Annotated in this window: 20 protein-coding genes and 1 pseudogene; 11 read left to right on the top strand and 10 right to left on the bottom strand. The window is 58.6% G+C overall.

Features of this window, described 5'->3' with window-relative positions; genetic code table 11:
• Window positions 1-9: 9 nt before the first annotated feature.
• Window positions 10-477 (bottom strand): DUF1289 domain-containing protein, encoded by a 468-nt coding sequence (locus ACQKEK_RS11510; RefSeq protein WP_045427522.1) that lies wholly within the window; start codon window positions 475-477, stop codon window positions 10-12.
• A gap of 402 nt (window positions 478-879) precedes the next feature.
• On the opposite strand from ACQKEK_RS11510, the gene acnB reads away from it, so the two are divergent.
• Together acnB and ACQKEK_RS11520 are read left to right on the top strand one after the other, a co-directional pair.
• On the top strand, window positions 880-3,489 hold the full coding sequence (gene acnB / locus ACQKEK_RS11515) for a bifunctional aconitate hydratase 2/2-methylisocitrate dehydratase (protein ID WP_128121299.1): 2,610 nt from the start codon (window positions 880-882) through the stop codon (window positions 3,487-3,489).
• Between the two features lie 263 nt (window positions 3,490-3,752).
• Window positions 3,753-5,339: an ABC-F family ATPase gene (locus tag ACQKEK_RS11520; protein WP_045427527.1), complete on the top strand. Its 1,587-nt coding sequence runs from the start codon at window positions 3,753-3,755 to the stop codon at window positions 5,337-5,339.
• Window positions 5,340-5,423: 84 nt separating this feature from the next.
• On the opposite strand, the gene ACQKEK_RS11525 is transcribed toward ACQKEK_RS11520, so the two are convergent.
• From ACQKEK_RS11525 to ACQKEK_RS11535, 3 genes are all read right to left on the bottom strand, one after another.
• Window positions 5,424-6,131: a DUF1294 domain-containing protein gene (locus ACQKEK_RS11525; protein WP_499142700.1), complete on the bottom strand. Its 708-nt coding sequence runs from the start codon at window positions 6,129-6,131 to the stop codon at window positions 5,424-5,426.
• A gap of 68 nt (window positions 6,132-6,199) precedes the next feature.
• Window positions 6,200-7,174 carry an alpha/beta fold hydrolase gene (locus ACQKEK_RS11530; protein ID WP_499142701.1) on the bottom strand — a complete coding sequence of 325 codons (975 nt, stop codon included), beginning with the start codon at window positions 7,172-7,174 and terminating at the stop codon, window positions 6,200-6,202.
• 30 nt (window positions 7,175-7,204) lie between these two features.
• Window positions 7,205-8,035 carry an undecaprenyl-diphosphate phosphatase gene (locus ACQKEK_RS11535; protein WP_128121302.1) on the bottom strand — a complete coding sequence of 277 codons (831 nt, stop codon included), beginning with the start codon at window positions 8,033-8,035 and terminating at the stop codon, window positions 7,205-7,207.
• A gap of 367 nt (window positions 8,036-8,402) precedes the next feature.
• Here ACQKEK_RS11535 and ACQKEK_RS11540 point away from each other — a divergent pair.
• The 6 genes and pseudogenes from ACQKEK_RS11540 to ACQKEK_RS11565 form a co-directional block, all read left to right on the top strand.
• Window positions 8,403-9,089 (top strand): annotated as a pseudogene (locus tag ACQKEK_RS11540) (cache domain-containing protein); the annotation flags it as partial.
• A gap of 123 nt (window positions 9,090-9,212) precedes the next feature.
• Window positions 9,213-9,947 (top strand): methyl-accepting chemotaxis protein, encoded by a 735-nt coding sequence (locus tag ACQKEK_RS11545; RefSeq protein ID WP_499142947.1) that lies wholly within the window; start codon window positions 9,213-9,215, stop codon window positions 9,945-9,947.
• A 374-nt stretch (window positions 9,948-10,321) separates the two neighbouring features.
• Window positions 10,322-10,591 carry a hypothetical protein gene (locus ACQKEK_RS11550; protein ID WP_045427540.1) on the top strand — a complete coding sequence of 90 codons (270 nt, stop codon included), beginning with the start codon at window positions 10,322-10,324 and terminating at the stop codon, window positions 10,589-10,591.
• Between the two features lie 152 nt (window positions 10,592-10,743).
• Window positions 10,744-11,025, top strand: coding sequence for a hypothetical protein (locus tag ACQKEK_RS11555; RefSeq protein ID WP_499142703.1), 282 nt, complete (start codon window positions 10,744-10,746; stop codon window positions 11,023-11,025).
• A 563-nt stretch (window positions 11,026-11,588) separates the two neighbouring features.
• The gene (locus ACQKEK_RS11560) at window positions 11,589-11,753 is read left to right on the top strand and encodes a hypothetical protein (protein ID WP_164863208.1); all 165 of its coding nucleotides are present in this window, start codon (window positions 11,589-11,591) and stop codon (window positions 11,751-11,753) included.
• A 121-nt stretch (window positions 11,754-11,874) separates the two neighbouring features.
• Window positions 11,875-12,990 carry a DNA topoisomerase IB gene (locus ACQKEK_RS11565; protein ID WP_499142704.1) on the top strand — a complete coding sequence of 372 codons (1,116 nt, stop codon included), beginning with the start codon at window positions 11,875-11,877 and terminating at the stop codon, window positions 12,988-12,990.
• On the opposite strand, the gene ACQKEK_RS11570 is transcribed toward ACQKEK_RS11565, so the two are convergent.
• The 3 genes from ACQKEK_RS11570 to nfuA form a co-directional block, all read right to left on the bottom strand.
• On the bottom strand, window positions 12,987-13,940 hold the full coding sequence (locus ACQKEK_RS11570) for a sensor domain-containing diguanylate cyclase (RefSeq protein ID WP_128121309.1): 954 nt from the start codon (window positions 13,938-13,940) through the stop codon (window positions 12,987-12,989). The two genes, ACQKEK_RS11565 and ACQKEK_RS11570, sit on opposite strands and share 4 nt — an antisense overlap.
• Before the next feature lie 2 nt (window positions 13,941-13,942).
• The gene (locus ACQKEK_RS11575) at window positions 13,943-14,926 is read right to left on the bottom strand and encodes a response regulator (protein ID WP_128121310.1); all 984 of its coding nucleotides are present in this window, start codon (window positions 14,924-14,926) and stop codon (window positions 13,943-13,945) included.
• A gap of 140 nt (window positions 14,927-15,066) precedes the next feature.
• Complete coding sequence (gene nfuA / locus ACQKEK_RS11580; protein WP_045427552.1) at window positions 15,067-15,651, bottom strand: Fe-S biogenesis protein NfuA; 585 nt, start codon at window positions 15,649-15,651, stop codon at window positions 15,067-15,069.
• 341 nt (window positions 15,652-15,992) lie between these two features.
• On the opposite strand from nfuA, the gene metH reads away from it, so the two are divergent.
• The gene (metH, locus tag ACQKEK_RS11585; RefSeq protein WP_499142707.1) at window positions 15,993-19,685 is read left to right on the top strand and encodes a methionine synthase; all 3,693 of its coding nucleotides are present in this window, start codon (window positions 15,993-15,995) and stop codon (window positions 19,683-19,685) included.
• A gap of 72 nt (window positions 19,686-19,757) precedes the next feature.
• On the top strand, window positions 19,758-20,090 hold the full coding sequence (locus ACQKEK_RS11590) for a DUF5629 family protein (protein ID WP_499142708.1): 333 nt from the start codon (window positions 19,758-19,760) through the stop codon (window positions 20,088-20,090).
• Between the two features lie 58 nt (window positions 20,091-20,148).
• On the opposite strand, the gene ACQKEK_RS11595 is transcribed toward ACQKEK_RS11590, so the two are convergent.
• From ACQKEK_RS11595 to ACQKEK_RS11605, 3 genes are all read right to left on the bottom strand, one after another.
• The gene (locus ACQKEK_RS11595) at window positions 20,149-21,060 is read right to left on the bottom strand and encodes a DMT family transporter (RefSeq protein WP_499142710.1); all 912 of its coding nucleotides are present in this window, start codon (window positions 21,058-21,060) and stop codon (window positions 20,149-20,151) included.
• Window positions 21,053-21,568 carry a MarR family winged helix-turn-helix transcriptional regulator gene (locus ACQKEK_RS11600; protein WP_499142712.1) on the bottom strand — a complete coding sequence of 172 codons (516 nt, stop codon included), beginning with the start codon at window positions 21,566-21,568 and terminating at the stop codon, window positions 21,053-21,055. Before ACQKEK_RS11600 ends, ACQKEK_RS11595 begins: the two co-directional genes overlap by 8 nt.
• 153 nt (window positions 21,569-21,721) lie before the next feature.
• A complete protein-coding gene (locus tag ACQKEK_RS11605) occupies window positions 21,722-22,024 on the bottom strand; it encodes a DUF1883 domain-containing protein (RefSeq protein WP_045427559.1) in 303 nt (100 codons plus the stop codon).
• A gap of 205 nt (window positions 22,025-22,229) precedes the next feature.
• On the opposite strand from ACQKEK_RS11605, the gene ACQKEK_RS11610 reads away from it, so the two are divergent.
• Entirely contained in the window at window positions 22,230-23,378 is a 1,149-nt protein-coding gene (locus ACQKEK_RS11610; protein ID WP_499142714.1) for an MFS transporter, read from the top strand.
• The last annotated feature ends 65 nt before the right edge of the window (window positions 23,379-23,443 follow it).

Consider the following 23,443-nt stretch of genomic DNA (forward strand, 5'->3'; position numbering starts at 1 on the left):
ATTGAATGCCTAGCGAGCCATGTCCTGAACAAATCGAGGGGCGATATAACGCTGGTAATGCGCTTCGGAAAGGAGAAAGAACTCCCGATCGATTGCATCACGAAGCTCAGGCAAGGACCAATCACGAAACTCCGGCAGCAGCACGACGCCATAGGCTTCGAGCTGCTGAATCACGCGCGCGCCGCGGGCGATCAGTTGATAGGCCCAACAGTAGGGTGACTGGTCGGCAACGAAGCGGATCTGTCGGCTCTCCAGCTGAGAACGCAACAGTGGCGCATCGAAAACCTCCAGCTTTGCCGCCATCACTTGCGCTAGCAATACCTCCAGGCGCTGCCAGACCGAGCGCTTGACCTCTTCGCTATAGCCGTTCCAGCTCACCACTTCATGATGAAACCGTTTGCATCCACGGCAGACGAGATCGCCGTAAACGGTGGAGCAAAGGCCTACGCAAGGGGTTTTGATTCGCTGATTGGACATGACGGACGATGAATCGAAGGACAGCGCCGCATCTTAGACTTTTGTCCAAGCCGGGTCACTGACCAATCCGGACCATGCCTCAAAAAGAGGGTCTGCAGCCCACAGATTGCGGGCCTAAGCCGAAACTGCGACATGTCCGTTGGCGGCCTCGCCATCGCTGTGCCCTGGCGTTTCACTTAACTTTGCAGGCACGTTCCAGTAGAATCGGCCCGCCGTTTTAGGCGCCATAATCCGCAAGAAGCTGTTTTCAAAGCGTCACGAGCACAGTTGACCGGCTACTTTCCGGGTGCGCAGATCCCTCTAACCTGCGTACCCGGCATTAACCCGGCGTAAAACTTTGAAAACAGCTTCCGGATGCGCGTCCCGAGACACCCATGGGACCAATGATGAGGGTATAAAACTGTGCTTGAAGCCTATCGCAAACACGTAGAAGAGCGTGCCGCTCAGGGCGTCGTGCCCCAGCCGCTGAACGCCGAGCAGACCGCAGGCCTGGTCGAACTCCTGAAAAACCCGCCAGCTGGCGAAGAACAATTCCTCCTCGACCTGATCACCAACCGCGTTCCCGCGGGCGTGGACGAAGCCGCCTATGTCAAGGCTGGATTCCTCGCCGCTATCGCCAAGGGCGAAGCCACCTCGCCGCTGATCAGCAAGCAGCACGCTGTTGAACTGCTAGGCACCATGCAAGGTGGTTACAACATCGTCACGCTGGTCGACCTGCTCGACGACGCAGAACTATCCGACACTACTGCAAAAGAGCTGAAGCACACCCTGCTGATGTTCGACGCGTTCCACGACGTTGCTGAGAAAGCCAAGGCTGGCAACGCAAACGCCAAAGCCGTTCTGCAGTCCTGGGCTGAAGGCGAGTGGTTCAAGAACCGAGCCCCGGTTGCCGAAAAAGTCACCTTGACCGTATTCAAGGTCACCGGTGAAACCAACACCGACGATCTTTCGCCAGCGCCTGACGCCTGGTCGCGCCCGGACATCCCGCTGCACGCCCTGGCGATGCTGAAGATGGCTCGCGACGGCATCACCCCTGACGCTCCTGGCTCGGTCGGCCCGCTCAAGCAGATGGAAGAACTGACTACCAAAGGCTTCCCGATCGCCTACGTGGGCGACGTGGTGGGTACCGGTTCTTCCCGCAAATCGGCTACAAACTCGGTGCTATGGTTCTTCGGTGATGACATCCCCAACGTACCGAACAAGCGTGCCGGCGGTTTTTGCTTCGGCACCAAGATTGCGCCAATCTTCTACAACACTATGGAAGACGCCGGCGCTCTGCCAATCGAGTTCGATTGCTCCGATCTAGCCATGGGCGACATCATCGATGTCTACCCCTACAAAGGCGAAGTACGCCGCCACGGCAGCGATGAGCTGGTCACCACCTTCGAGCTGAAGACCGACGTCCTGCTCGACGAAGTTCGCGCTGGCGGCCGTATTCCGCTGATCATCGGTCGTGGCCTGACTGAGAAAGCACGTGCCGAGCTGGGCATGGGCCCAACGGACCTGTTCAAGAAGCCCGAAGCCCCTGCCGAGAGCGACAAGGGCTTTACCCTGGCACAGAAGATGGTCGGTCGCGCCTGCGGTCTACCGGAAGGCAAAGGCGTCCGTCCGGGCACCTATTGCGAACCGAAGATGACCACCGTCGGCTCCCAGGACACCACTGGCCCGATGACCCGTGACGAGCTGAAAGACCTGGCTTGCCTGGGCTTCTCCGCCGATCTGGTCATGCAGTCCTTCTGCCACACCGCGGCTTATCCGAAGCCGATCGACGTCACCACGCATCACACCCTGCCGGACTTCATCATGACCCGCGGCGGCGTTTCCCTGCGTCCGGGCGATGGCATCATCCACAGCTGGTTGAACCGCATGCTGCTGCCGGACACTGTCGGTACCGGCGGTGATTCGCACACTCGCTTCCCGATGGGCATCTCCTTCCCGGCCGGCTCCGGCCTGGTCGCCTTCGCCGCCGCCACTGGCGTCATGCCGCTGGACATGCCGGAGTCGGTACTGGTCCGTTTCAAGGGCAAGATGCAGCCTGGCATCACGCTGCGTGACTTGGTTCATGCGATTCCCTACTACGCGATCCAGAAAGGTCTGCTGACCGTCGAGAAGAAAGGCAAGAAGAACATCTTCTCCGGCCGTATTCTCGAAATCGAAGGCCTGAACGACCTGACCGTTGAGCAAGCGTTCGAGCTGTCTGACGCTTCTGCCGAGCGTTCCGCTGCGGGTTGCACCATCAAACTGCCGGAAGCTGCGATCGCTGAGTACCTGCAGTCGAACATTACCCTGCTGCGCTGGATGATCAGTGAAGGTTACGGTGATGCTCGTACGCTGGAGCGTCGTGCTCAGGCCATGGAAGCTTGGTTGGCCAAGCCGGAACTGCTGGCTGCCGATGCTGACGCCGAATACGCCGAGATCATTGAGATCGACCTGTCCGAAGTGACCGAGCCTGTGCTCTGTGCACCCAACGACCCGGACGATGCGCGTCTGCTCTCGACCGTTCAGGGCGAGAAGATCGATGAAGTATTCATCGGCTCGTGCATGACCAACATTGGTCACTTCCGCGCCGCTGGCAAGCTGCTGGATAAGGTTGAAGGTGCCCTGCCAACTCGCCTGTGGCTGTCTCCGCCGACCAAGATGGACCAGCACCAGCTGACCGAAGAAGGCTACTACGGCATCTACGGCCGTGCTGGTGCACGCCTGGAAATGCCAGGTTGCTCGCTGTGCATGGGCAACCAGGCACGGGTTGAGACCGGCTCGACAGTGGTCTCCACGTCGACCCGTAACTTCCCTAACCGTCTGGGCGATGCGACCAACGTGTACCTGGCTTCTGCCGAACTGGCAGCAGTCGCCTCGATCCTGGGTCGCCTGCCGACCGTTGAGGAGTACATGGTCTACGCGGCTCAGATCGACACCATGGCGGCTGATGTCTACCGCTACCTGAGCTTCGATCAGATTGCCGAGTTCCGCGAGTCTGCGGCCAAAGCAAAGATCGACGTGGTCGCTGTCTGATGTTCTGACGCGTCACGCAGGCAAAACAAGCGCCCCGACTGGTTCGGGGCGTTTGCTTTTACGGAGTGTCATGCAACTGCCGACAGACCTATGCGACAATGGCGCCCAATGTCTGGCATCAACCCCCGCATTTCTTCTAACAGCTCGCCATAATGCGCCGCGGCTGCCGCTACTGCCTGTCCGCCGGGTCACTTCAGACTCCGCAGTATCGCGCACCATTTAGCACCATCTGCAAGCTCCAAGTTATTGATAGGTAAACCCCTTTGATCTCCACCGCTAACATCACCATGCAGTTCGGCGCCAAGCCGCTGTTCGAAAACGTGTCAGTCAAGTTCGGCAACGGCAATCGCTACGGCCTGATCGGGGCCAATGGGTCCGGCAAGTCGACCTTCATGAAAATTCTCGGTGGCGATTTGGAGCCATCGGCCGGCCAGGTCATGCTCGAACCGAACGTGCGCCTGGGTAAGCTGCGGCAGGATCAGTTCGCCTACGAAGACTTCAATGTCATCGACACGGTGATCATGGGTCACGAGGAACTGTGGAAGGTCAAGGCCGAACGCGAACGCATCTACTCGCTGCCAGAGATGAGCGAAGACGACGGCATGGCGGTGGCAGAACTGGAAACCGAGTTCGCCGAGATGGATGGCTACACCGCCGAGTCCCGAGCTGGTGAGCTGCTGCTAGGCCTGGGTATTCCGCTGGATCAGCATTTCGGCCCGATGAGCGAAGTTGCACCCGGCTGGAAGCTCCGCGTGCTACTGGCGCAGGCGCTGTTTTCCGATCCGGAAGTGCTGCTGCTCGACGAGCCGACCAACCACCTGGACATTCACACGATCCGCTGGCTGGAAAACATACTCACGGCGCGCAACAGCACCATGATCATCATTTCCCACGACCGGCACTTCCTGAACAGCGTGTGCACGCACATGGCTGACCTGGATTACTGCGAGCTGCGACTGTTCCCTGGTAACTACGATGAGTACATGACCGCGGCTACTCAATCTCGCGAACAGCTGCTATCGGATAACGCCAAGAAGAAGGCGCAGATTGCCGAGCTACAGACTTTCGTCAGCCGCTTCTCGGCGAACGCCTCGAAGGCCAAGCAGGCCACTTCACGCGCCAAACAGATCGACAAAATCCAGCTAGCTGAAGTTAAACCATCCAGCCGCGTCAGCCCTTTCATCCGCTTCGAGCAGACCAAGAAACTGCATCGCCAGGCGGTAACCGTGGAAAACGTTGCCAAAGGCTTCGACGGCAAAACATTGTTCAAGAACTTCAGTTTCACCGTCGAGGCCGGTGAGCGCGTCGCTATCATCGGCCCCAACGGCATTGGCAAGACGACCCTGTTGCGCACGTTGGTTGGCGAGCTGCAGCCCGATGCCGGTGCGGTGAAGTGGACCGAGAGTGCCGAGCTTGGCTATTACGCCCAGGACCACGCAGATGATTTCGAGGACGACGTAACCCTGTTCGACTGGATGAGTCAGTGGACGCAAGGCGGCGAACAGGTCGTGCGCGGCACCCTCGGCCGCATGCTGTTCTCCAACGACGAGATCCTGAAGTCGGTTCGGGTGATTTCCGGTGGCGAACAGGGCCGCATGCTGTTCGGCAAGCTGATCCTAAAGAAGCCCAACGTGCTGCTGATGGACGAACCGACCAACCACCTGGATATGGAATCGATCGAGGCGCTGAACCTAGCGCTGGAGAACTATCCGGGCACGCTGATCTTCGTCAGCCATGATCGGGAATTCGTTGGCTCTCTGGCGACCCGTATCATCGAGCTATCCGACTCGGGCGTGACCGACTTCAGCGGCACCTATGACGACTACTTGCGCAGTCTTGGCGTGTTCTAAACCTCGTTGAGGTAACGAAACGCCCCGCAACCGCGGGGCGTTTTTGCATCGACAAACCGTCAGCGCGTACGACTCGGTCAATGCTCAAATTTCTAGCAATAACCGATACAGCCGCTGGACATATAGGTAGTCGAGCCATGCGAGCTGATGCACGACGACGATCAGCCAGAACACCAGCTGGAACGACAACTTGCGGGTCTTATGGCGAAACGCTTGTTGAGCAATCAACGCCCCCGGCCAGCCACCAAGTAGCTCAACCAGATGCAGGCGAGCCTCGGGCGTACGCCAGCCGCGACGCAGTGCGCTGCGCTTGTCGTGCAGGTAAAAGCCAAAAGCCAACAGGCTACCCGAGAGATAGGCATAGAGCGGCCAGTAACTACCCTGCCCCGCCAGACGAGTAAGTCCGAGCGCCGGTAACAGACAGAGCAGGACGAGCCCTAGGAGCTTCGGTAGCAGCCACCTTATCGACCCATTTTGCCGTGGCCGCGCTTTGGGCTTAGCGCGTGCCTTGAAGCTTCTATTTTGTGCGGACTGGATCGCTACCGCAGGTGGTTTTCGTCGAATCGCCGGCTCGTCTAGAGACAGCCCCGAATCCAGACGGATATGCGTGGCACCCAGGCGCCCGTTCTCGTCCCGTTCGCTGACATAGAGCACCCGGTCGCCCTGCGCCGGGCGGCGAGCGCCGCGCATAGCCGAAATATGCGCGAAGATTTCCTCGCTACCCTGTTCCGGCCGAATGAAACCGAACCCCTTCTGATCGTTCCAGCTTTTCAGCTGACCGCGTAATTCCATGGCATGTGACCCGGCGGGCAAATCGGGGATTCTAGCCGCTTCCCTTTGGAGCTACGAGCCGCAAGCAGCTATCGGGCAGGGATGTAGCGGCGCTCAAGAAAACTGAGAAGCAGCCTATTGACCTGCTCGGGCTGCTCGCTCTGTATCCAATGGCCACAGTCTTCGATGAGATGCTGCTCGAGGTCCGGTACCCAGCTGGGCATTTTCTGCAGCGTATGAGCTTCCAGAGTGCCGACCGGGTCCTTGTCGCCTAGTAGGAAAAGCGCCGGCTGCTCCACCTTGCGCTCGGCTAACGGTGCAGTGCGCTCCCAGTTCCGCTCGAAATTGCGGTACCAGTTCAGTGCACCATGAAAGCCGCGTCCCTCGAACGTAGCGACGTAGACGGCGAACGCGTCCGAGCCGCACCAAGCCGGCGGAGCGCCCGGGTCTTGCATGCCTTGATAGAGCGAACTGCCGACCGGCTTGTCCTGCAGGAACAAATCCTTGGGGACCGCTGCCGAGGTGTTATGCATCATCATCCGCAAAGTACGCGGAATGTCCTGATCAAGCTCGGCCTCGGCAACGCCGGGCTGCTGGAAATACAGAATATAGTTGAAGCGATCGGCGAACTGACTGCGGATGATGTCGATCGCGGGTCTCTTCGGACGGCCGCCATAAGGCACCGCCATAGCCGCGACAACGTTGACTCGCTGCGGCTCGAGCAAGGCCAGATGCCAAGCCACCGGTGCGCCCCAATCATGGCCCACCACCGCTACCGAGCGGTGACCAAGCAGGTCCATTGCCGCCTGGATGTCCGCGCAGACGGTTATCAGGTCATAGCTGGCGATATCATCCGGCGCGCTGCTTTGGCCATATCCGCGCATCTCCGGAATCACCACACGGTAGCCCGCATCCGCCAACGCCTGGATCTGATGACGCCACGAGTACCAGCTTTCGGGAAATCCGTGGAGCAACCGGATAACCGGGCCTTGCTCAGGCCCGGCGCAGTAAAGGCTGAGGGTGATGCCATTGATGGGCAACAGTCGATGTTCGAATGCGTGCACAGGGCACTCCTCTGCTGTGTGCGTTGCGCGTCAGCCCGCCGCGGTACTCCAGTCGATCAAGCTGAACTGCCAAGTAGCCAAGATGATGATGCCGAAGATGATCCGGTACCAGGCAAATGCGGCATAGCTATGGTTGCCTATAAATTTCAACAGGGCGCGCACCGCCAGCATGGCGAAAATGAACGAGGTGATGAACCCAATCGCAAAGATCGGCAAGTCCCCAGGCTGAAACAGGTCGCGGTACTTGTAACCGGAATACACTGCGGCACCGACCATAGTCGGCATGGCCAGAAAGAACGAAAACTCGGTGGCCGCCTTGCGGGACAGCCCAAACAACAGCCCACCGATGATTGTCGCGCCGGACCGTGAAGTGCCGGGGATGAGCGCCAGACATTGCGCGAAGCCAACCTTCAAGGCATGGGACCAGTGCATATCGTCGACGGTTTCGGCCTGTACTTCATGCTGGCGCTTTTCGGCCCAGAGCATCACGACCCCGCCAATGACCAGCGCCGTCGCTACCGTGATCGGATTAAACAAGTATTTGTGAATGAGATCAGCGAAGGTAATTCCCAGCACTACCGCAGGGAAGAACGCGACCAACAGATTCCCGGTGAACTTCTGCGCCTGTTTCTCCCTTGGCAAACCAACGATCACATCGAAAATCTTACGACGGTACTCCCACACCACCGCCAAGATCGCACCCAACTGGATGATGATGTTGAACGCGAGCGCCCTCTCGCCGCCAAACCCAATCAGATCGGCCACGATGATCTGATGCCCGGTGCTGGATATCGGCAGAAATTCTGTAATGCCTTCCACCACCCCAAGAAGCAACGCCTGAAAGGCAATCCAAAGGTCCATCTATTCCCCAATAACGGTGCAACTCACCGCGACTGAATACAACAAAGGTATATGTCAGATAGCCATCTGAGCGCTGTTCTGACTCGCTTGACGCGAGTAAATTCATTGAGCAGACACGGCCGCCCTCATCTTTTTTCAGCAACGGCCGAAACCCTATGCATGGGCCATGACAAACAACCACTGCCATAGCTGATTTTCAAGGCAGGCCGTGTCGCCGCGCTCCATCCCTCTATTCGAATAATAAAGAACAAAAGCATTAACAGGAGCATACAACCCTATGAATCTGCTACGAAATCTTCCAATCAGCAAGCGTCTCTGGCTGATTCCGCTAGTGGCGGTTGCCATGCTCTTCATTCTCGGCCTGCTGATGATTCAGCAGGTTCGTACCGACCTGTACAGGGGCAAGCAGGTCATGACGCAAAACATCGTCGAGACGGCGCGCGGCGTGCTGACCTACTATCAGCAGCTCGAAGCCAGCGGAAGCATGACGACCGCCGAGGCGCAGAAAGCCGCAATGGACCAGGTTCGCATGATTCGCTATGGCCAGAATGACTACTTCTGGATCAACGACATGCAGCCGGTCATGGTCATGCATCCGATAAAGCCGGAGCTAGAGGGACAGGATCTCTCCAAGGTTAAAGATCCGAACGGCAAAGCGCTGTTCAACGAAATGGTCAAGGTAGCTCAACTCAAAGGAGCTGGCCTGGTTGACTATCAATGGGCGAAGCCCGGCGAAAAAGACCCTGTGCCGAAGATCTCCTATGTCGAACTATTCAAGCCATGGGGCTGGATTATCGGTTCGGGAATCTATGTTGATGATGTCGAAGCGGAGTTCCAGAACTATCTGGTGCGGTTCTCGCTCATCGGTTTGGCAATCGCTGCGCTGATGGCGGTACTGGTCGCGATTCTTATCCGCAGCATCACACAGCCGCTGCGTCACTCGATGCAGGCCATGGCCAACATAGCCAGCGGTGAAGCCGACCTGACGCGGAATCTTGACGTATCGGGTAATGACGAACTGACCACCCTTAGCCGCGACTTCAATACCTTCACCCAGAAACTGCGCACAGTGATCGGCCAGTTGTTCGAAACCTCCGACTCGCTGAAATCCTCCTCTAACGCCTTGGGGGGGCTGGCCGGGCAAGCGCACAAGCAAAGTCAGCAACAATCGCAACAGATGGAGCTGGTCGCTACTGCCGTAAACGAGGTGACCTACGCCGTTCAGGAAGTGGCAAAGAATGCCGAGCAGGCATCGAACGAAGTGGGTGACGCGGAGAAGCAGGCTGGGTTGGGGCAGCGGAATATCGAAGCCAGCCTGCAGCAAATAGATCAGCTTTCGATCACCATTAACGAAGCTGTCGGGGTCATACAATCCTTAGCGGACGAAACCACGAAGATCGGGTCAGTGCTTGAGGTCATTGGATCGATCGCCGATCAGACCAACCTCCTCGCGCTGAACGCAGCGATTGAGGCTGCCCGCGCCGGCGAACAAGGCCGCGGTTTTGCTGTAGTGGCCGACGAGGTTCGCCTGCTAGCCCAACGCACCCAGACCTCAACAGCTGAGATTCACACGATGATCGAGCGCTTGCAGAAGAATTCGGGCGCTGCAGTTACGGTGATCATGGAAAGCAGCCGAGCATCCCAAGCCACCGTGGAACAAGCCAGCCAAGCCGGAGCCAGCCTCGTTCAGATTGCCCAGGCGCTGCGCAACCTGTCGGGGTTGAACGCATCGATAGCCAGCGCAACACTGCAACAGACCCACGTCGTTGAAGACATTAATCAGAACGTTACCCAGGCTGCCGGATTGGCTCAGCAAAGCACACACGCAGCGGAACAATCGAGTGCGGCGGGTGAGCGACTAGGCGAGCTGGCCGAGCAATTGAATCGTCTGCTCAAGCAGTTCAAAGTCTAGCCAAGCCCTACAAGCGGACTTTGTATACAACGGCCAGCTCCCGAACCGGAGCTGGCCGTTTTCTTTTGCCACGCCGGTTGCGGCTTTTCGCCACAGCGCAAAGGGGGGCAGATTGATGGGCTCTAAGAAGCCTTGCTCTTAGCCCAACCAGCAAAGCCAACGAAAACAGATAGTTAGACCGAGATTAAGCCGACCACCCAAGTTGCGCCTAATGCTAGACCTTTGGCTAATTGCAAAAAAAATCACAAAACACGAAACGACCCTGTGACTTATCAGTCCTCTGTGTACATCAATGGATATGTAAGGCCAACGCCGGCAGCCTGGCGGCAGGCTCAATATCCGATTTTTGGTTACCACACAGAGAGACATGCCTGATGAACAGCCCGCTTCGCTTCAACGACGCCCTCCTTATCACTGACCGTGCGTTCAAGCCGTTCCAGTGCGTCGCCTGGACGCTGCTCGAAGGCAATGGCGAACTCAGCATCACGGTCCTGGATGGCAGCGAATCGCGCACCGTAGGCCATTGCAAATTGGCGAGCAACGTCTACTCCGACCCGATCAAGCTCGGTCAGTCGCTGGAGCAAGCACGCGCCGATCTGAGTCGTCAGGGCATGCATCTCGCGCCTTGGCAGATGCCTGAGTAAGTCACTCCTTCTTGATAAGGCCCGGTTGCGCATGCGCCGGGCCTTTTTCGTTGCATTTCGCTTGGCCACCAATGATGGCGCCGCTAGGAAAAACGGACCCATTCGATTGTTTAACGGTCCCAGCAATAAGCGAATAAACGAAGGAGTGATCCATGAAAGGTGCAGAAGCCTACGTCAACGATCAATGGCACAGCAGCGGACTGGCCGATTTGCCAGAGGGTGCCCAGAGCCATTGCGTTTCCCTGAAGTTCATCATCCCTCGCGACACACAGTCCACAGGGCTGATCACCCATATCCGTGATGTGGCGCAGAAACGTCTGAGCGACTTTTACAAAGGCCGTCAGGTGACACACAGACCGGTACAGGGCTCGGTCGTGGGAGACGGCAGCGGCGATGGGATAAACCTCGTTTTCGACGTCGCACCGGCGAAATAAACAATCGCCTCGGCGAAGCGTGCTGATTACCGCATAACACCGTGCAATTTATGAAGCCAGGCGCATCAGCGCGATGGCCTTCTTGGTCTGCCGTGCAACCTCTCAGCCGACCATGAGGACAGCAGGTTCTCGCTACGAGTCACAACGCAGCGGGTGACTAAGCCCTGTCGATTTCGCATATCGCGCGGTCCACGTACGCAACACCTAATCGCCTTGCTGGCTTGCTGGAGAACGCCCGGCTCCAACTGAGCAAGAATGGCGTCCAGTTAAGCGCGTGGTCTACGCCTGCGCAGCCCAGCGTGACGGGAACACGTCGAGCTCGTAAGCATCGTCCGTACAGCCGACTGGTCTTTACACTGCCACCAATAGCCTCAGCATAATCGGGCGGAGTGTGCTGATCGTTAGGCGGTAACGAAAACTTTGCGCGGCCGCGCATACCTTGCACACCGGCGCTCGACACGCGGTCCGAACCCCTTTCGGTTGCGTCGGTCTCTTATTGAGACAAGCACTGTGCCCTCCCTCAGCACAGCTGCCTTTCTCATCCGCAACCCAGGAGCATTTACATGATCGGAGACTATTCCTCGATAAATGACCATCTGGAAAGTGCACGACGGCTGGCTGACAGCGCAGAAACTAAGGCAGACCCAGCTATCTACCGAGAGGCAATTGACGAACTGGTTGCCGCGATAAGGCTGTTGATGCGTAACAGCCAGGAAAGCGAAGACTGACACTGTCTTCAGTCCTGCGAATCGCCACCGGCCACCCAGGGATGGCCTGGCTGCACTCATCTTAAGATTTGTAATGCGGCCAGGCTTTACCAGGCCGGGCCGCGGCCCTTCAGGAGCATGCATGCTGATCGATCAGGACAGCGAGACGGCTCTGCACTTAGCGGAAGGTGTGCGACCGCTTCCGGCGGACGAGCATATGGACACCGGCACCACCCTCTGCCCTGAGCTACCAGCCGATCTGCACTATGTAGACGACCACGTTCCCGGTATCAGTCGACGAAAGCTCGGAGGCAAATTCGCCTACTTCCTGCCGACCGGAGAACGTATTCGGGATACGCATGAGATAACGCGCATCAACAAGCTGGCCATTCCCCCAGCCTACTCTGACGTCTGGATCTGCCCGGATCCGCAAGGCCATATGCAAGCAACTGGACGAGATGCTCGCGGACGCAAGCAATATCGTTATCACCCCCGCTGGCGAGAGATCCGGGACGGCAACAAGTATGAACGGGTTCTGTCGTTCGGTACTGCCCTTCCGCGAATGCGCGAGCGGCTGGAGGAGCACTTGGCTTTGCGCGGCATGCCGCGACAAAAAGTGATGGCCTTGCTGGTGCAACTGCTTGAGTCGACGCTGATCCGAGTTGGCAACCCACGTTATGCAAAGGAAAACCGTTCCTACGGGCTCACCACTCTACGCACCCGTCATGTCGATGTACGAGGCTCTGCGATCCGCTTTCAGTTCCGTGGCAAAAGCGGTGTAGAGCATCGCGTAACGCTAAGGAACCAGCGGCTGGCGCGCATTGTGCGCCGCTGCATGGAGCTACCCGGCCAGCACCTGTTTCAATACCTGGACGAAAACGGGATGCGGCACCCAGTGAATTCAAGCGACGTCAACGCGTTCATCCACGAGATGACCGGGGGCGACTTCACGGCCAAGGATTATCGAACTTGGGCAGGCAGTGCGCTGGCGTTGGACTATCTGCGCAAACGTGAGTGGCAACCAGAGACGGTGGCGCGGCGCAATCTGGTCGAAGTGGTCAAGCTGGTGTCTCACCAGCTCGGCAATACTCCCGCCGTGTGTCGCCAGTGCTACATTCATCCCGACGTGCTTGAAGCCTTTGCTACTGGCGAACTGGCGCAGCTGGGCAAGGCCAGAAAGCGCAAATGGATGAGCAGCGAGGAAGTCACCTTGCTGAAATTCCTGAGCGGCCGCACTGCGCCCACCGCAGCATCCTAGCGGTACAGGGTGACCTGATTGCGCCCTGAGGCTTTCGACGAATACAGGGCAATATCCGCACGTTCGATCAGTTGCGCATAGCCATTGGTGGGCTCGCTGAGATCCGCAATCCCGAGACTGACGGTAAAGCGAATACTACGCCCTTCGTGAACAACCTCATGCGCTTCGATGGATTGCCGTAGCCGCTCGGCAAAAGTCACCGCCCCCTCGCTATCGGTGTCTGGCAGCAGCACCACGAACTCTTCACCGCCGTAGCGTCCGGCAATGTCCGCATCGCGCGTGCACTGTCGAACCAGTTCGGCAGTCTGCTGGATGACCGCATCCCCCGCCTGATGACCGTAGCTGTCGTTGATCTTCTTGAAGTGGTCGATATCGAACATCACCAGTGCCGCATTGCGCTCGTAGCGCCGATGTCGGGCGTAGTCTTGGCGCAACATCTCCTCCCAATGCCCCCGGTTGAAAAGGCCAGTGAGGCGGTCGGTACTGGAGAGGCGCTGCAGTTCTTGATTCGCCGCTTGTAACTGGCGGCGGTTGGTCGCCACGTCGGTGACGTCGTAGATGATCAGGCAGACCTGCTCAATGCTGCCATTGAGCGCCTTCAACGGCATCAACGTGGTGTTCTGGTACATGAAGTCTTCCAGCCCGGTGATCGGCTGATAATTCTTGAATCGCAGCAGGTAAGGTCGCTGTTCCCAGATGGTGAACGATGGCGTCCCGAGTGTCGCCACGTTTTCCACCTTGCGCCGAAACCATTGCTCGTCGACTTCGGGGAACAGCTCGAAAAAAGTCTTCTTGCGTGCCTCTTCCGGCAACCGTCCGGAGCGGTTCTCCATGAAGGTATTCCACACATCGATGCGGTACTCGCGATCAAGCACCACGACACCGACGTCAATGCTCTGGACGATAGCCAGCAACCAGTGGAGTTCACTCAGATCGTTCGAGTCGGACATGGTCAGTTCATCTCAAGGGCGAGTTTGCGCGACAGCAACTCAACCGAGTCTTCGGTGAACAGCAAGAGCAGGTCGAAATGAATGTCGTGACCTTCCAAGCTGTAGCTGATCTCCACCGCCAGGGTGTTTTTCCAACGTTGCCGGTTGACGCGAATGAGCTCGTCGATCGAAGCATGCTGGCCCAGCACCTGCGGGTGACCTTGAGAAAACACCACATCGATTTGGTCTGCGATGCCACTGAGGCACGCACTGATCAGCAGACTGGAAAGATCGAGCAGCATCTCGAGCTCGAGATAATCGTCGGTGCGCATCAGGCGCGCCATATCGGCAATCTCGGAATCATGGAAGATCAACAGCGCCTCGCCGGCGATGCCCCCGCCGATATAGCCCTGGCAGACCGCTGACAACTTGTCGCCCTGAGCCGCATCGGCCAGCGCCATGTGCAATTCGCCGACTTCGAGAATATTCACATTGGGAATCGGCAGCTGTACGAATACTCCCAACACCTTGGCGAGCAATGCCGCCGCGCGCCCCATCGCAACGTTGACCACCTCGCGGAAGGCGTCGCGGAACGAGACCTGCCCCGCGTTCCGCTCCCCGAGTGCTGGCAGTTCGGCACCCGCGACCCCGAGGCCCGCCAGGGTCTGTTGCAAATGCAGCGGATCGGCAGGCTTGCGGATGAATGCCAGCGCCCCCAGCCCGAGCACCCGGCGCACCGCCTCTTCTTGAACGTCCGCCGATATCACGATGACCTTGCATCCCAGTTGCTCTTGGCGAAGAGCAGCCAGAACCTGGTAGCCGTCCATGTCAGGCATGGTCAGATCAAGCAGCAAGACGTCCACGCCGCCTTCACGAATTCGTTCCAGCGCCTCGCGACCGCTGGCAGCCTGAAGAATGTCCAGCGGCCACGCAGCCGGCAGCGCGCGCAGCAATTGCTTGCGCGCCAGGCTTGAATCATCGCAAATCAGTACGGTAACGGCAGACATGCAGCGCTCGCTCACTTGGCCAGGCCTCTGGAACCTGGACAGCTTATCTCAGCTAACGAGCGCCGTGGTGGGGACACATGAAGATAGTGTCATTTTGCCATCAAAGTGACCGATACGACCACCGTTTAGGCTGTTACCACTTAATAGTAAGCATTGTCCCGATTGGTGTGGTCGGTCACGTCACGAACGCCCTTCAGCTCCGGAATCCGCTCCAGCAAGGTTTTTTCGATACCTTCCTTGAGCGTTACATCAGCCTGGCCACAGCCCTGGCACCCGCCCCCGAACTGGAGTACTGCCACGCCCTCATCCACGACATCGATCAATGTCACCTGCCCGCCATGGCTCGCAAGACCGGGATTGATTTCTGTCTGCAGGTAGTAATTGATGCGCTCGTTGAGCGGGCTGTCTTCGTTGACCATCGGCACCTTGGCGTTGGGTGCCTTGATCGTCAGCTGGCCGCCCATGCGGTCGGTGGCGTAGTCAACCAGGGCGTCTTCCAGGAAGGGCTCGCTGATACCGTCGATCCAAGCGGTGAAGCTTTTCAGGGAAATCGCGATGTCATCCGGCTTTTCCTCTCCCGGCTTGCAATAGGCAATGCAGGTCTCAGCGTAGGGCGTGCCGGGCTGAGTGATGAAGACCCGGATGCCAATCCCGGTGGTGTTCTGCTTTTCAAGCAGGTCGGCCAGGTAATCATGTGCAGCTTCGGTAATGGTAATGGCGCTCATGGGAACTCCTCTCATACATGCCCAGCAGTGTACGCCAACCACTGCGCTGGATAAAGTCCTAGCGTTTTAGTAGGAATTGCCTGATAGAAGGTAGTTAATCGGTACACCCGATCTGACCTCGAGGTATCTAAGGCAGGTTGATAGCGGTACTCGTATCCGAACAGGGACGCGACATCTAATACCACTGCGTAACCTGATCAGTCACGCCGACCACAGGGTCCTGCCAGTTATACACGACGCCGCACCAACATGAGCATTGCTCATGTAAATCGCCGGATGATCAAAAAGCGTGCAGCTTTGCTATTATTCGCGGTCCTCGCCACCAGCTTCAGGTAGTCCCCATGCTCGACCGCAACGCCCGTCTCCAGGCACTCCAGCAGGCCCTCAAGGAGCGCATCCTGATTCTCGACGGCGGCATGGGCACGATGATCCAGAGCTATAAACTGGAAGAGTCGGACTATCGCGGCGAGCGCTTCGCTGACTGGCCACAAGATCTAAAGGGCAACAATGACCTCTTGATCCTCACCCGGCCGGACGCCATTAGCGCCATTGAAAAAGCCTACTTCGATGCCGGTGCGGATATCGTCGAGACCAACACTTTCAACGCCACCCGCGTTTCTCAGGCCGACTACGGCATGGAAGAGTTGGTCTATGAGCTCAACGTCGAAGGCGCCCGCCTCGCCCGCCAGGCCGCCGATGCAAAGACAGCTGAAACGCCGGACCGCCCGCGATTCGTCGCTGGCGTACTCGGCCCGACCAGCCGCACCTGCTCGCTCTCGCCAGACGTGAATAATCCAGGCTACCGCAACGTCACCTTCGACGAGCTGGTAGAGAACTACACCGAAGCCACCCGCGGCCTGATCGAAGGCGGCTCGGATCTGATCCTGATCGAGACCATCTTCGACACGCTCAACGCCAAAGCGGCGATTTTTGCAGTACAGGAAGTCTTCGAGGAGATCGGTTTCGAACTGCCGATCATGATTTCCGGCACCATTACCGACGCCTCAGGGCGCACCCTGTCTGGCCAGACTACCGAGGCCTTCTGGAACTCCGTTCGCCACGCCAAGCCGATCTCCGTCGGGCTTAATTGTGCACTGGGAGCGAAAGAGCTGCGTCCCTACCTGGAAGAGCTGTCCAACAAGGCCGAAACCCATGTGTCGGCGCACCCCAACGCCGGCTTGCCGAACGCCTTCGGCGAGTACGATGAGAGCCCTGCGGAGATGGCCTCGGTCGTCGAGGAATTCGCTGCCAGCGGCTTTCTTAACATCGTCGGCGGCTGCTGCGGCACCACGCCCGCGCATATCGAGGCGATTGCGAAGGCGGTTGCCAAGTATCCGCCACGCGTCATCCCTGACATTCCCAAGGCCTGTCGCCTGTCGGGCCTTGAGCCTTTCACCATTGATCGCAGCTCGCTGTTCGTCAACGTGGGCGAACGAACCAACATCACTGGCTCAGCCCGTTTTGCCCGCCTGATCCGTGAAGACAACTACACCGAGGCTCTGGAAGTCGCCCTGCAGCAGGTAGAAGCCGGCGCTCAGGTAATCGACATCAACATGGATGAGGGCATGCTGGATTCGAAGAAGGCCATGGTGACCTTCCTCAACCTGATCGCCGGCGAGCCCGACATTTCCCGCGTGCCGATCATGATCGACTCCTCCAAGTGGGAGGTAATCGAAGCCGGCCTCAAGTGCATCCAGGGCAAGGGCATCGTCAACTCGATCTCCATGAAGGAAGGCGTCGAGGCATTCAAGCATCACGCGCGCTTGTGCAAGCGCTACGGCGCCGCCGTGGTAGTGATGGCGTTCGACGAAGCCGGCCAGGCCGATACAGCCGCGCGTAAGCGTGAAATCTGCCAGCGCTCCTACGACATTCTGGTAGACGAAGTGGGCTTCCCGGCGGAAGACATTATTTTCGACCCGAACATATTCGCCGTCGCCACTGGTATCGAGGAGCACAACAACTACGCCGTGGACTTCATTGAAGCCTGCGCGTATATCCGCGACAACCTTCCCTATGCCCTGACCTCAGGCGGCGTATCGAATGTGTCCTTCTCGTTCCGCGGCAATAACCCGGTGCGCGAGGCGATCCACTCGGTCTTCCTCTATTACGCCATCCAGAACGGCCTGACGATGGGCATCGTCAACGCCGGCCAGTTGGAAATCTACGATGAGATTCCGAAGAAGCTGCGCGACGCTGTTGAGGACGTGGTGCTCAACCGCACCCCTAACGGCACCGAGGCGCTGCTGGCCATCGCCGACGAGTTCAAAGGCGACGGCAGCGTTAAGGAAGCAGAAACCGAAGAATGGCGCAGCTATACCGTCCAGAAGCGCCTGGAGCATGCGCTGGTCAAGGGCATCACCACTCACATCGTTCAGGACACCGAAGAGTTCCGCCAACAGTGCGCGCGGCCCATTGAGGTCATCGAAGGCCCCCTGATGTCGGGCATGAACGTGGTGGGCGATTTGTTCGGCTCTGGAAAGATGTTCCTACCGCAAGTGGTTAAGTCAGCCCGTGTTATGAAGCAGGCCGTTGCGCACCTGATCCCCTTCATCGAAGCGGAAAAAGGCGACAAGCCGGAAGCCAAGGGCAAGATCCTGATGGCCACGGTGAAGGGCGACGTGCACGACATCGGCAAAAACATCGTCGGCGTGGTGCTCGGCTGTAACGGTTATGACGTGGTTGATATGGGCGTCATGGTCCCTGCAGAGAAGATCCTGCAGACGGCGATTGCCGAGAAGTGCGACATCATCGGCCTGTCCGGCCTGATCACCCCGTCGCTGGACGAAATGGTGCACGTTGCGCGCGAAATGCAGCGCCAGGATTTCTATCTGCCGCTGATGATTGGCGGCGCGACCACCTCCAAGGCTCACACGGCGGTTAAGATCGATCCGCATTACAAGAACGATGCGGTGGTCTATGTGACCGACGCGTCGCGCGCCGTCGGGGTCGCGACAACATTGCTGTCGAAGGAGCTGAAGCCGGTTTTCGTCCAGAAGACCCGCGAAGAGTACGCGATGATCCGCGAGCGTACCGCCAACCGCAGCGCACGCACCGAACGTCTGACTTACCCCGAAGCGATTGCGGTCAAGCCCAAGTTCGATTGGGCCGATTACTCACCAGTCAAACCAACCTTCACCGGCCGCAAGGTATTGGAGGACATCGATCTGCGTACGCTGGTGGACTATATCGACTGGACGCCCTTCTTCATCTCTTGGGATCTCGCTGGCAAGTATCCACGCATTCTTGAAGACGAAATCGTTGGCGAAGCAGCTACGTCGCTGTTCAACGATGCCCAGGCGATGCTCACCAAGCTGGTCGACGAAAAGCTGATCAGGGCCCGCGCCGTCTTCGGCTTCTGGCCTGCCAATCAGGTCGACGAAGACGATATCCAAGTCTATGGCGACGACGGCGAAGCCCTCGCCACCCTGCATCACCTGCGGCAACAAACGGTGAAGACCGACGGCAAGCCGAACTTCTCGCTAGCCGACTTCGTCGCACCGAAAAGCAGCGGCGTGACTGATTACGTGGGCGGTTTCATTACCACTGCGGGCATCGGTGCCGAGGAAGTGGCCAAGGCTTATCAGGACGCCGGCGACGACTACAACTCGATCATGGTCAAGGCCTTGGCCGACCGCCTCGCCGAGGCCTGTGCCGAGTGGTTGCATCAGCAGGTCCGTAAGCAATGGTGGGGCTATGACCCGGAAGAACAGCTGAGCAACGAAGAGCTGATCAAAGAACAGTACAAAGGTATCCGCCCAGCGCCAGGCTATCCCGCCTGCCCCGACCATACGGAGAAAGGCACGCTGTTCCAGCTACTCGATGCCGACGGCATCAGCCAGGTCACCCTGACCGAGCACTACGCCATGTTCCCGACAGCTGCAGTCAGTGGTTGGTACTTCGCGCATCCTCAGGCGCAATATTTCGCGGTAGGCAAGATCGACAAGGACCAGGCCGAGCGCTACAGCACTCGCAAAGGTCAAGACATCGCCGTCACCGAACGCTGGCTGATGCCGAATCTCGGCTACGACAACTAGACTACCGCTGGCCGCCGCATCTCTATGAGGAGGCCTTGCGACTGAAATCAACAAACCCATGCGAAGCGCGCAATGTCTACCGAACCCCGTTACCTGCTCGATGAATTGGAAACCGCCGACATGCTCGAAGTCGACGGTTTGCACGCCTGGCAATTTACCCTTAACGATCCGCTACTGGACCGTGCCGACGCGGCCGCAGTCGCAGGTGAGCCCTTCGCCAGTGATGAAATCGTTATTCAAATCGAGTCGATTGACGGCCGTGATCGACGCCAATGGTCGTTCAGCTATAACAGTGTGATGGAAGCAGTGTACTGCGAGGATAATCAGTATTGGACCGTTGGCAACGCACCGCAGAGCCGCCTTCGCTGTCTTGGCGCGGTGAGCGCAAGCGCCGACGACGAGTGAACCGCGACCCGTCTACTGCCTCGGGATAGCCCAAGGATTGGGTCGAAAGCATTGCTCGTCAGGCAGATGTCGAACCGCGTCTGAGCAGTAGCCCGATAGCGAGAATGACCAACAAGCTGCCCGGCAGCCACTGCCAACCCATCCGTTGTGGCTGCTCTATAAACAGCAGCACCATCGACACGAAGGGCACCAGATAGCTATAAGCGGTTACCGCACCCGGCGTCAGGACAGCGGTCGCGCGCTGCTGCAGAAAGAACGTCATGCCGCTGGAAAAGACACCAAGGTACGCCACGAGCGCGACGTCCTCGGTCGTCATATAGGCCAGCGCGCTGGGCCGCTCCCAGATCAAGCCCAAGGCGCCGATCAGCAATGCGCCCATCAGCAGGCTCCAAAAGGTCCGCAGCACGGCCTGCGGCGCCAGCCAGCCGCGGTGCAATCCCCATTTGCTCAGCACTGGATACAGTGCGGACGCCACACAGCCGAAGAAGAACGCCAGCTCGCCGAAACCCAGCTGCAATCCCGAAAAGTGACCGCCGTTCTCGGCCCAGGCCAGACCCAATGCGCCAACGGCGCCCAACGCAAGGATGGCCAGCAATCGTCCGGCTGGTTGCTCCACGCCGAGCCCGCGCCCGATGCAATAGGCAAGCAGCGGCACGCTGACAAATAACGTCGCCATCGACAAAGCACTGATTCGATGGGCCGCCCAGAACATGGTGCCGAAGAACCCAGCCAGGCTCAGCCCCATCAGCGCGTAGAGCAGCAGCCCGCGCAGACTTGGCCATCGCTCGGGCTGTCGCCATAACAACGGGAACAGCGCCAAGGCGGCAATCATGAAGCGAATCGCCGTTAGTAACAGGGGCGGCAAACCTTCGGTCATGAGCCCCACCGCCGGAAAGGACAGCCCGACAAAAAGCGCCCAGAGCAACATGCCAAGATGCGCGAGCGTGGCTCTCCCCCTGGTCTCAATCATTGTTCCCCTCCTCCAGTGCGAACAGCAGTGTGCGCAACCCGGCCGCCAACGCCTGTTTTTGCTGGGCATCCAGCGGAGCCTGCATCTCGTGCAGGTTGGCGAGATATTCATCAAGGCACCCGAGCAGTACCTTCTGCCCTTCATCGCTCAGACGAATCAACAAGCTGCGGCGGTCTTCCGGATTCGGTACTCGCTGAATTAACCCGGCAGCTTCAAGGCGATCTAGCCGATTGGTCATCGCTCCTGAGCTGAGTACCGCGGCGTGACGTAACGCGTTGGGCGTAAGCCCTTGCGGCTGTCCGCTGCGGTAGAGGGTGGCGAGCAGGTCGAACTCGCCATCGTGCAATCCATGTCGACGGAACACCGAGGCCACGCTGCGATTGAGGTATTTGGAAAGGCGGTACAGGCGGGTGAATATCGCCATGGGCGATACATCCGCGCCGGGTTGCACGGCGCGCCATTGCGCGAGCACGCGATCCACATGGTCGCTGCGTTGCCTCTCTGACATAGATAGCTCCAGAACAAGAATCTTCATGTGAAGATAATCTGGCGCATCGAAAGAAGCAAGCTTCCGGAACACAGGCGCGGGCCCGATCGATGGATGGCCATCAATCGAGTCGCAACGGAGCGCTCAGCGCACTAAAGGGAGACTAGGAGGCTTTCAGCGGAGCTCGGAGGGCGAGTTGCGAACGATCTTGATCGAGTGGGTCAAGGCCGGCTTGCGCGTGACGCTGACGGCCCTGCGCGTCACCGTATCAATGGTGATGTTCCAGAAGCCGGTGTTGGGCACTTTGATCCGTGCCGGGAAATTGTCGAACGCACCGCCGTGATAGATGTGTCGCCCGCCATTCTTGAAACTACGAAAATTCTTGTCGTTCATCAGGCGGATGTTGCAAGGCTGCGAGCATTCAATAATCACGAAATCGTCTTCATTGAGGTGTTCGCGCTGGTGAATGAACTTCATGTACCGCTCCGGGGCCGCGTGTTGGCAAAGGCGAAGATTACCATGAGCGTCCGGCCCGCTCGATGGTTTGAACGGGCAGATCCAACTAGCACTAGCTGCACTGCGGAAGGTTCGGCTGCCGTCGCAGTTCTTTGACACAATGCGCGCCGCAGCCGATCACTCGATCGTATGAACGCGGCCCTCCGTTAGAGCAAGGACACCTGAGATGCCTGCGGCTACTACGCCCGTTAATGCAACCTCACCTATCGCGCGCCGCGCGACACGCATCGGCTTTTTCATGGCCGGATTCGGTCTGTCGATCTGGGCACCGCTGGTGCCGTACGTGCGCGAACGCATCGAGATGAGCGACGCAGTGTTCGGTACGTTGCTGCTGTGTATCGGTGTCGGTTCGCTGACCTGGATGCCACTGTCCGGACTGCTCGTAACACGACGCGGCATCCGTCCGGTGGTGCTCTGCAGTGTCGTCCTGCTGCTGTTCGCCCTGTTGGGCATCGCCTTCAGCCAGTCGCTCGCGGTGCTGGCCCTCGCGCTTTTCTGCTTCGGTGGCAGCCTTGGCGTGATCGACGTAGTGCTCAACATTCAGGGCGTAGTAATCGAGCGAGACACGGGCAAGCGCCACATGTCGAACTTTCACGGCATGTTCAGCTTAGGTTCGATCAGCGGCGCGCTTTCACTTACCGGCGCGTTGACGCTTGGCCTCGCCCCTGCCACCGGCACCCTGCTGATGATCGCAGTCATCGCCCTCGCCAATCTCGCAGTGAGCCCTGGTTATCTACGGGACAAGGCGCCAGCCGGCGGAGTCGCCTTCATCCGCCCGACAGGCGCGGTGCTGCTAGTCGGCGCCATGACCTTCGTCGTCTATCTGGCCGAAGGCGCAGTGCTGGATTGGAGCGCACTTTATCTGACTGAGCAGAAGGCACTGGAAACCGCCAAAGGCGGACTGGGATACGCCAGCTTCGCCCTGATGGTGACAGTTGGACGTTTCGCCGGCGCGCCGGTGGTCAACAGCCTGGGCACCGCCAAAGTGATCGGCCTGGGCGGATTGCTGGCTGCATTCGGCATTGGCTTGACCATTCTCACCGAGCATTGGGGGCTTGCCCTGCTCGGTTATGGGCTCTGCGGGCTTGGCTGCGCCAACGTCTCGCCGGTATTGATTTCATCGTTGAGCCGACAGAACGCCATGCCTGTCCATCAAGCCATTACCGCAGCGACCACCATCGGGTTCGCAGGGGTGCTCGCAGGGCCGGCGCTGATCGGCGTGATTGCTCACTTCGCATCGCTGACGCTGGCCTTCGCCCTGCTCGCGGCGCTGTTGATCATGCTAGCGCTTGGGAGCCATTGGTTCAGAGACTGACCGCTCTGGGGAGCATGAGGTGTGGAGCACGAGGTCTGGCACCAGCATCGCGCAGAGAGCTACAG

This window comes from Pseudomonas sp. NPDC077408, assembly GCF_050269105.1.
Lineage (GTDB): Bacteria > Pseudomonadota > Gammaproteobacteria > Pseudomonadales > Pseudomonadaceae > Stutzerimonas.

What these genes read in the sequence shown, in the direction of transcription:
- ACQKEK_RS11575 (WP_128121310.1), bottom strand. Translation starts at nt 14,926, where the DNA reads ATGTCTGCCGTTACCGTACTGATTTGCGATGATTCAAGCCTGGCGCGC.
- ACQKEK_RS11525 (WP_499142700.1), bottom strand. Translation starts at nt 6,131, where the DNA reads ATGGAATTACGCGGTCAGCTGAAAAGCTGGAACGATCAGAAGGGGTTC.
- ACQKEK_RS11595 (WP_499142710.1), bottom strand. Translation starts at nt 21,060, where the DNA reads ATGATTGAGACCAGGGGGAGAGCCACGCTCGCGCATCTTGGCATGTTG.
- ACQKEK_RS11570 (WP_128121309.1), bottom strand. Translation starts at nt 13,940, where the DNA reads ATGTCCGACTCGAACGATCTGAGTGAACTCCACTGGTTGCTGGCTATC.
- ACQKEK_RS11555 (WP_499142703.1), top strand. Translation starts at nt 10,744, where the DNA reads ATGAAAGGTGCAGAAGCCTACGTCAACGATCAATGGCACAGCAGCGGA.
- ACQKEK_RS11590 (WP_499142708.1), top strand. Translation starts at nt 19,758, where the DNA reads ATGTCTACCGAACCCCGTTACCTGCTCGATGAATTGGAAACCGCCGAC.
- ACQKEK_RS11545 (WP_499142947.1), top strand. Translation starts at nt 9,213, where the DNA reads ATGGAGCTGGTCGCTACTGCCGTAAACGAGGTGACCTACGCCGTTCAG.
- ACQKEK_RS11565 (WP_499142704.1), top strand. Translation starts at nt 11,875, where the DNA reads ATGCTGATCGATCAGGACAGCGAGACGGCTCTGCACTTAGCGGAAGGT.
- metH (WP_499142707.1), top strand. Translation starts at nt 15,993, where the DNA reads ATGCTCGACCGCAACGCCCGTCTCCAGGCACTCCAGCAGGCCCTCAAG.
- ACQKEK_RS11605 (WP_045427559.1), bottom strand. Translation starts at nt 22,024, where the DNA reads ATGAAGTTCATTCACCAGCGCGAACACCTCAATGAAGACGATTTCGTG.
- ACQKEK_RS11610 (WP_499142714.1), top strand. Translation starts at nt 22,230, where the DNA reads ATGCCTGCGGCTACTACGCCCGTTAATGCAACCTCACCTATCGCGCGC.
- ACQKEK_RS11550 (WP_045427540.1), top strand. Translation starts at nt 10,322, where the DNA reads ATGAACAGCCCGCTTCGCTTCAACGACGCCCTCCTTATCACTGACCGT.
- ACQKEK_RS11510 (WP_045427522.1), bottom strand. Translation starts at nt 477, where the DNA reads ATGTCCAATCAGCGAATCAAAACCCCTTGCGTAGGCCTTTGCTCCACC.
- nfuA (WP_045427552.1), bottom strand. Translation starts at nt 15,651, where the DNA reads ATGAGCGCCATTACCATTACCGAAGCTGCACATGATTACCTGGCCGAC.
- ACQKEK_RS11560 (WP_164863208.1), top strand. Translation starts at nt 11,589, where the DNA reads ATGATCGGAGACTATTCCTCGATAAATGACCATCTGGAAAGTGCACGA.
- ACQKEK_RS11600 (WP_499142712.1), bottom strand. Translation starts at nt 21,568, where the DNA reads ATGTCAGAGAGGCAACGCAGCGACCATGTGGATCGCGTGCTCGCGCAA.
- ACQKEK_RS11535 (WP_128121302.1), bottom strand. Translation starts at nt 8,035, where the DNA reads ATGGACCTTTGGATTGCCTTTCAGGCGTTGCTTCTTGGGGTGGTGGAA.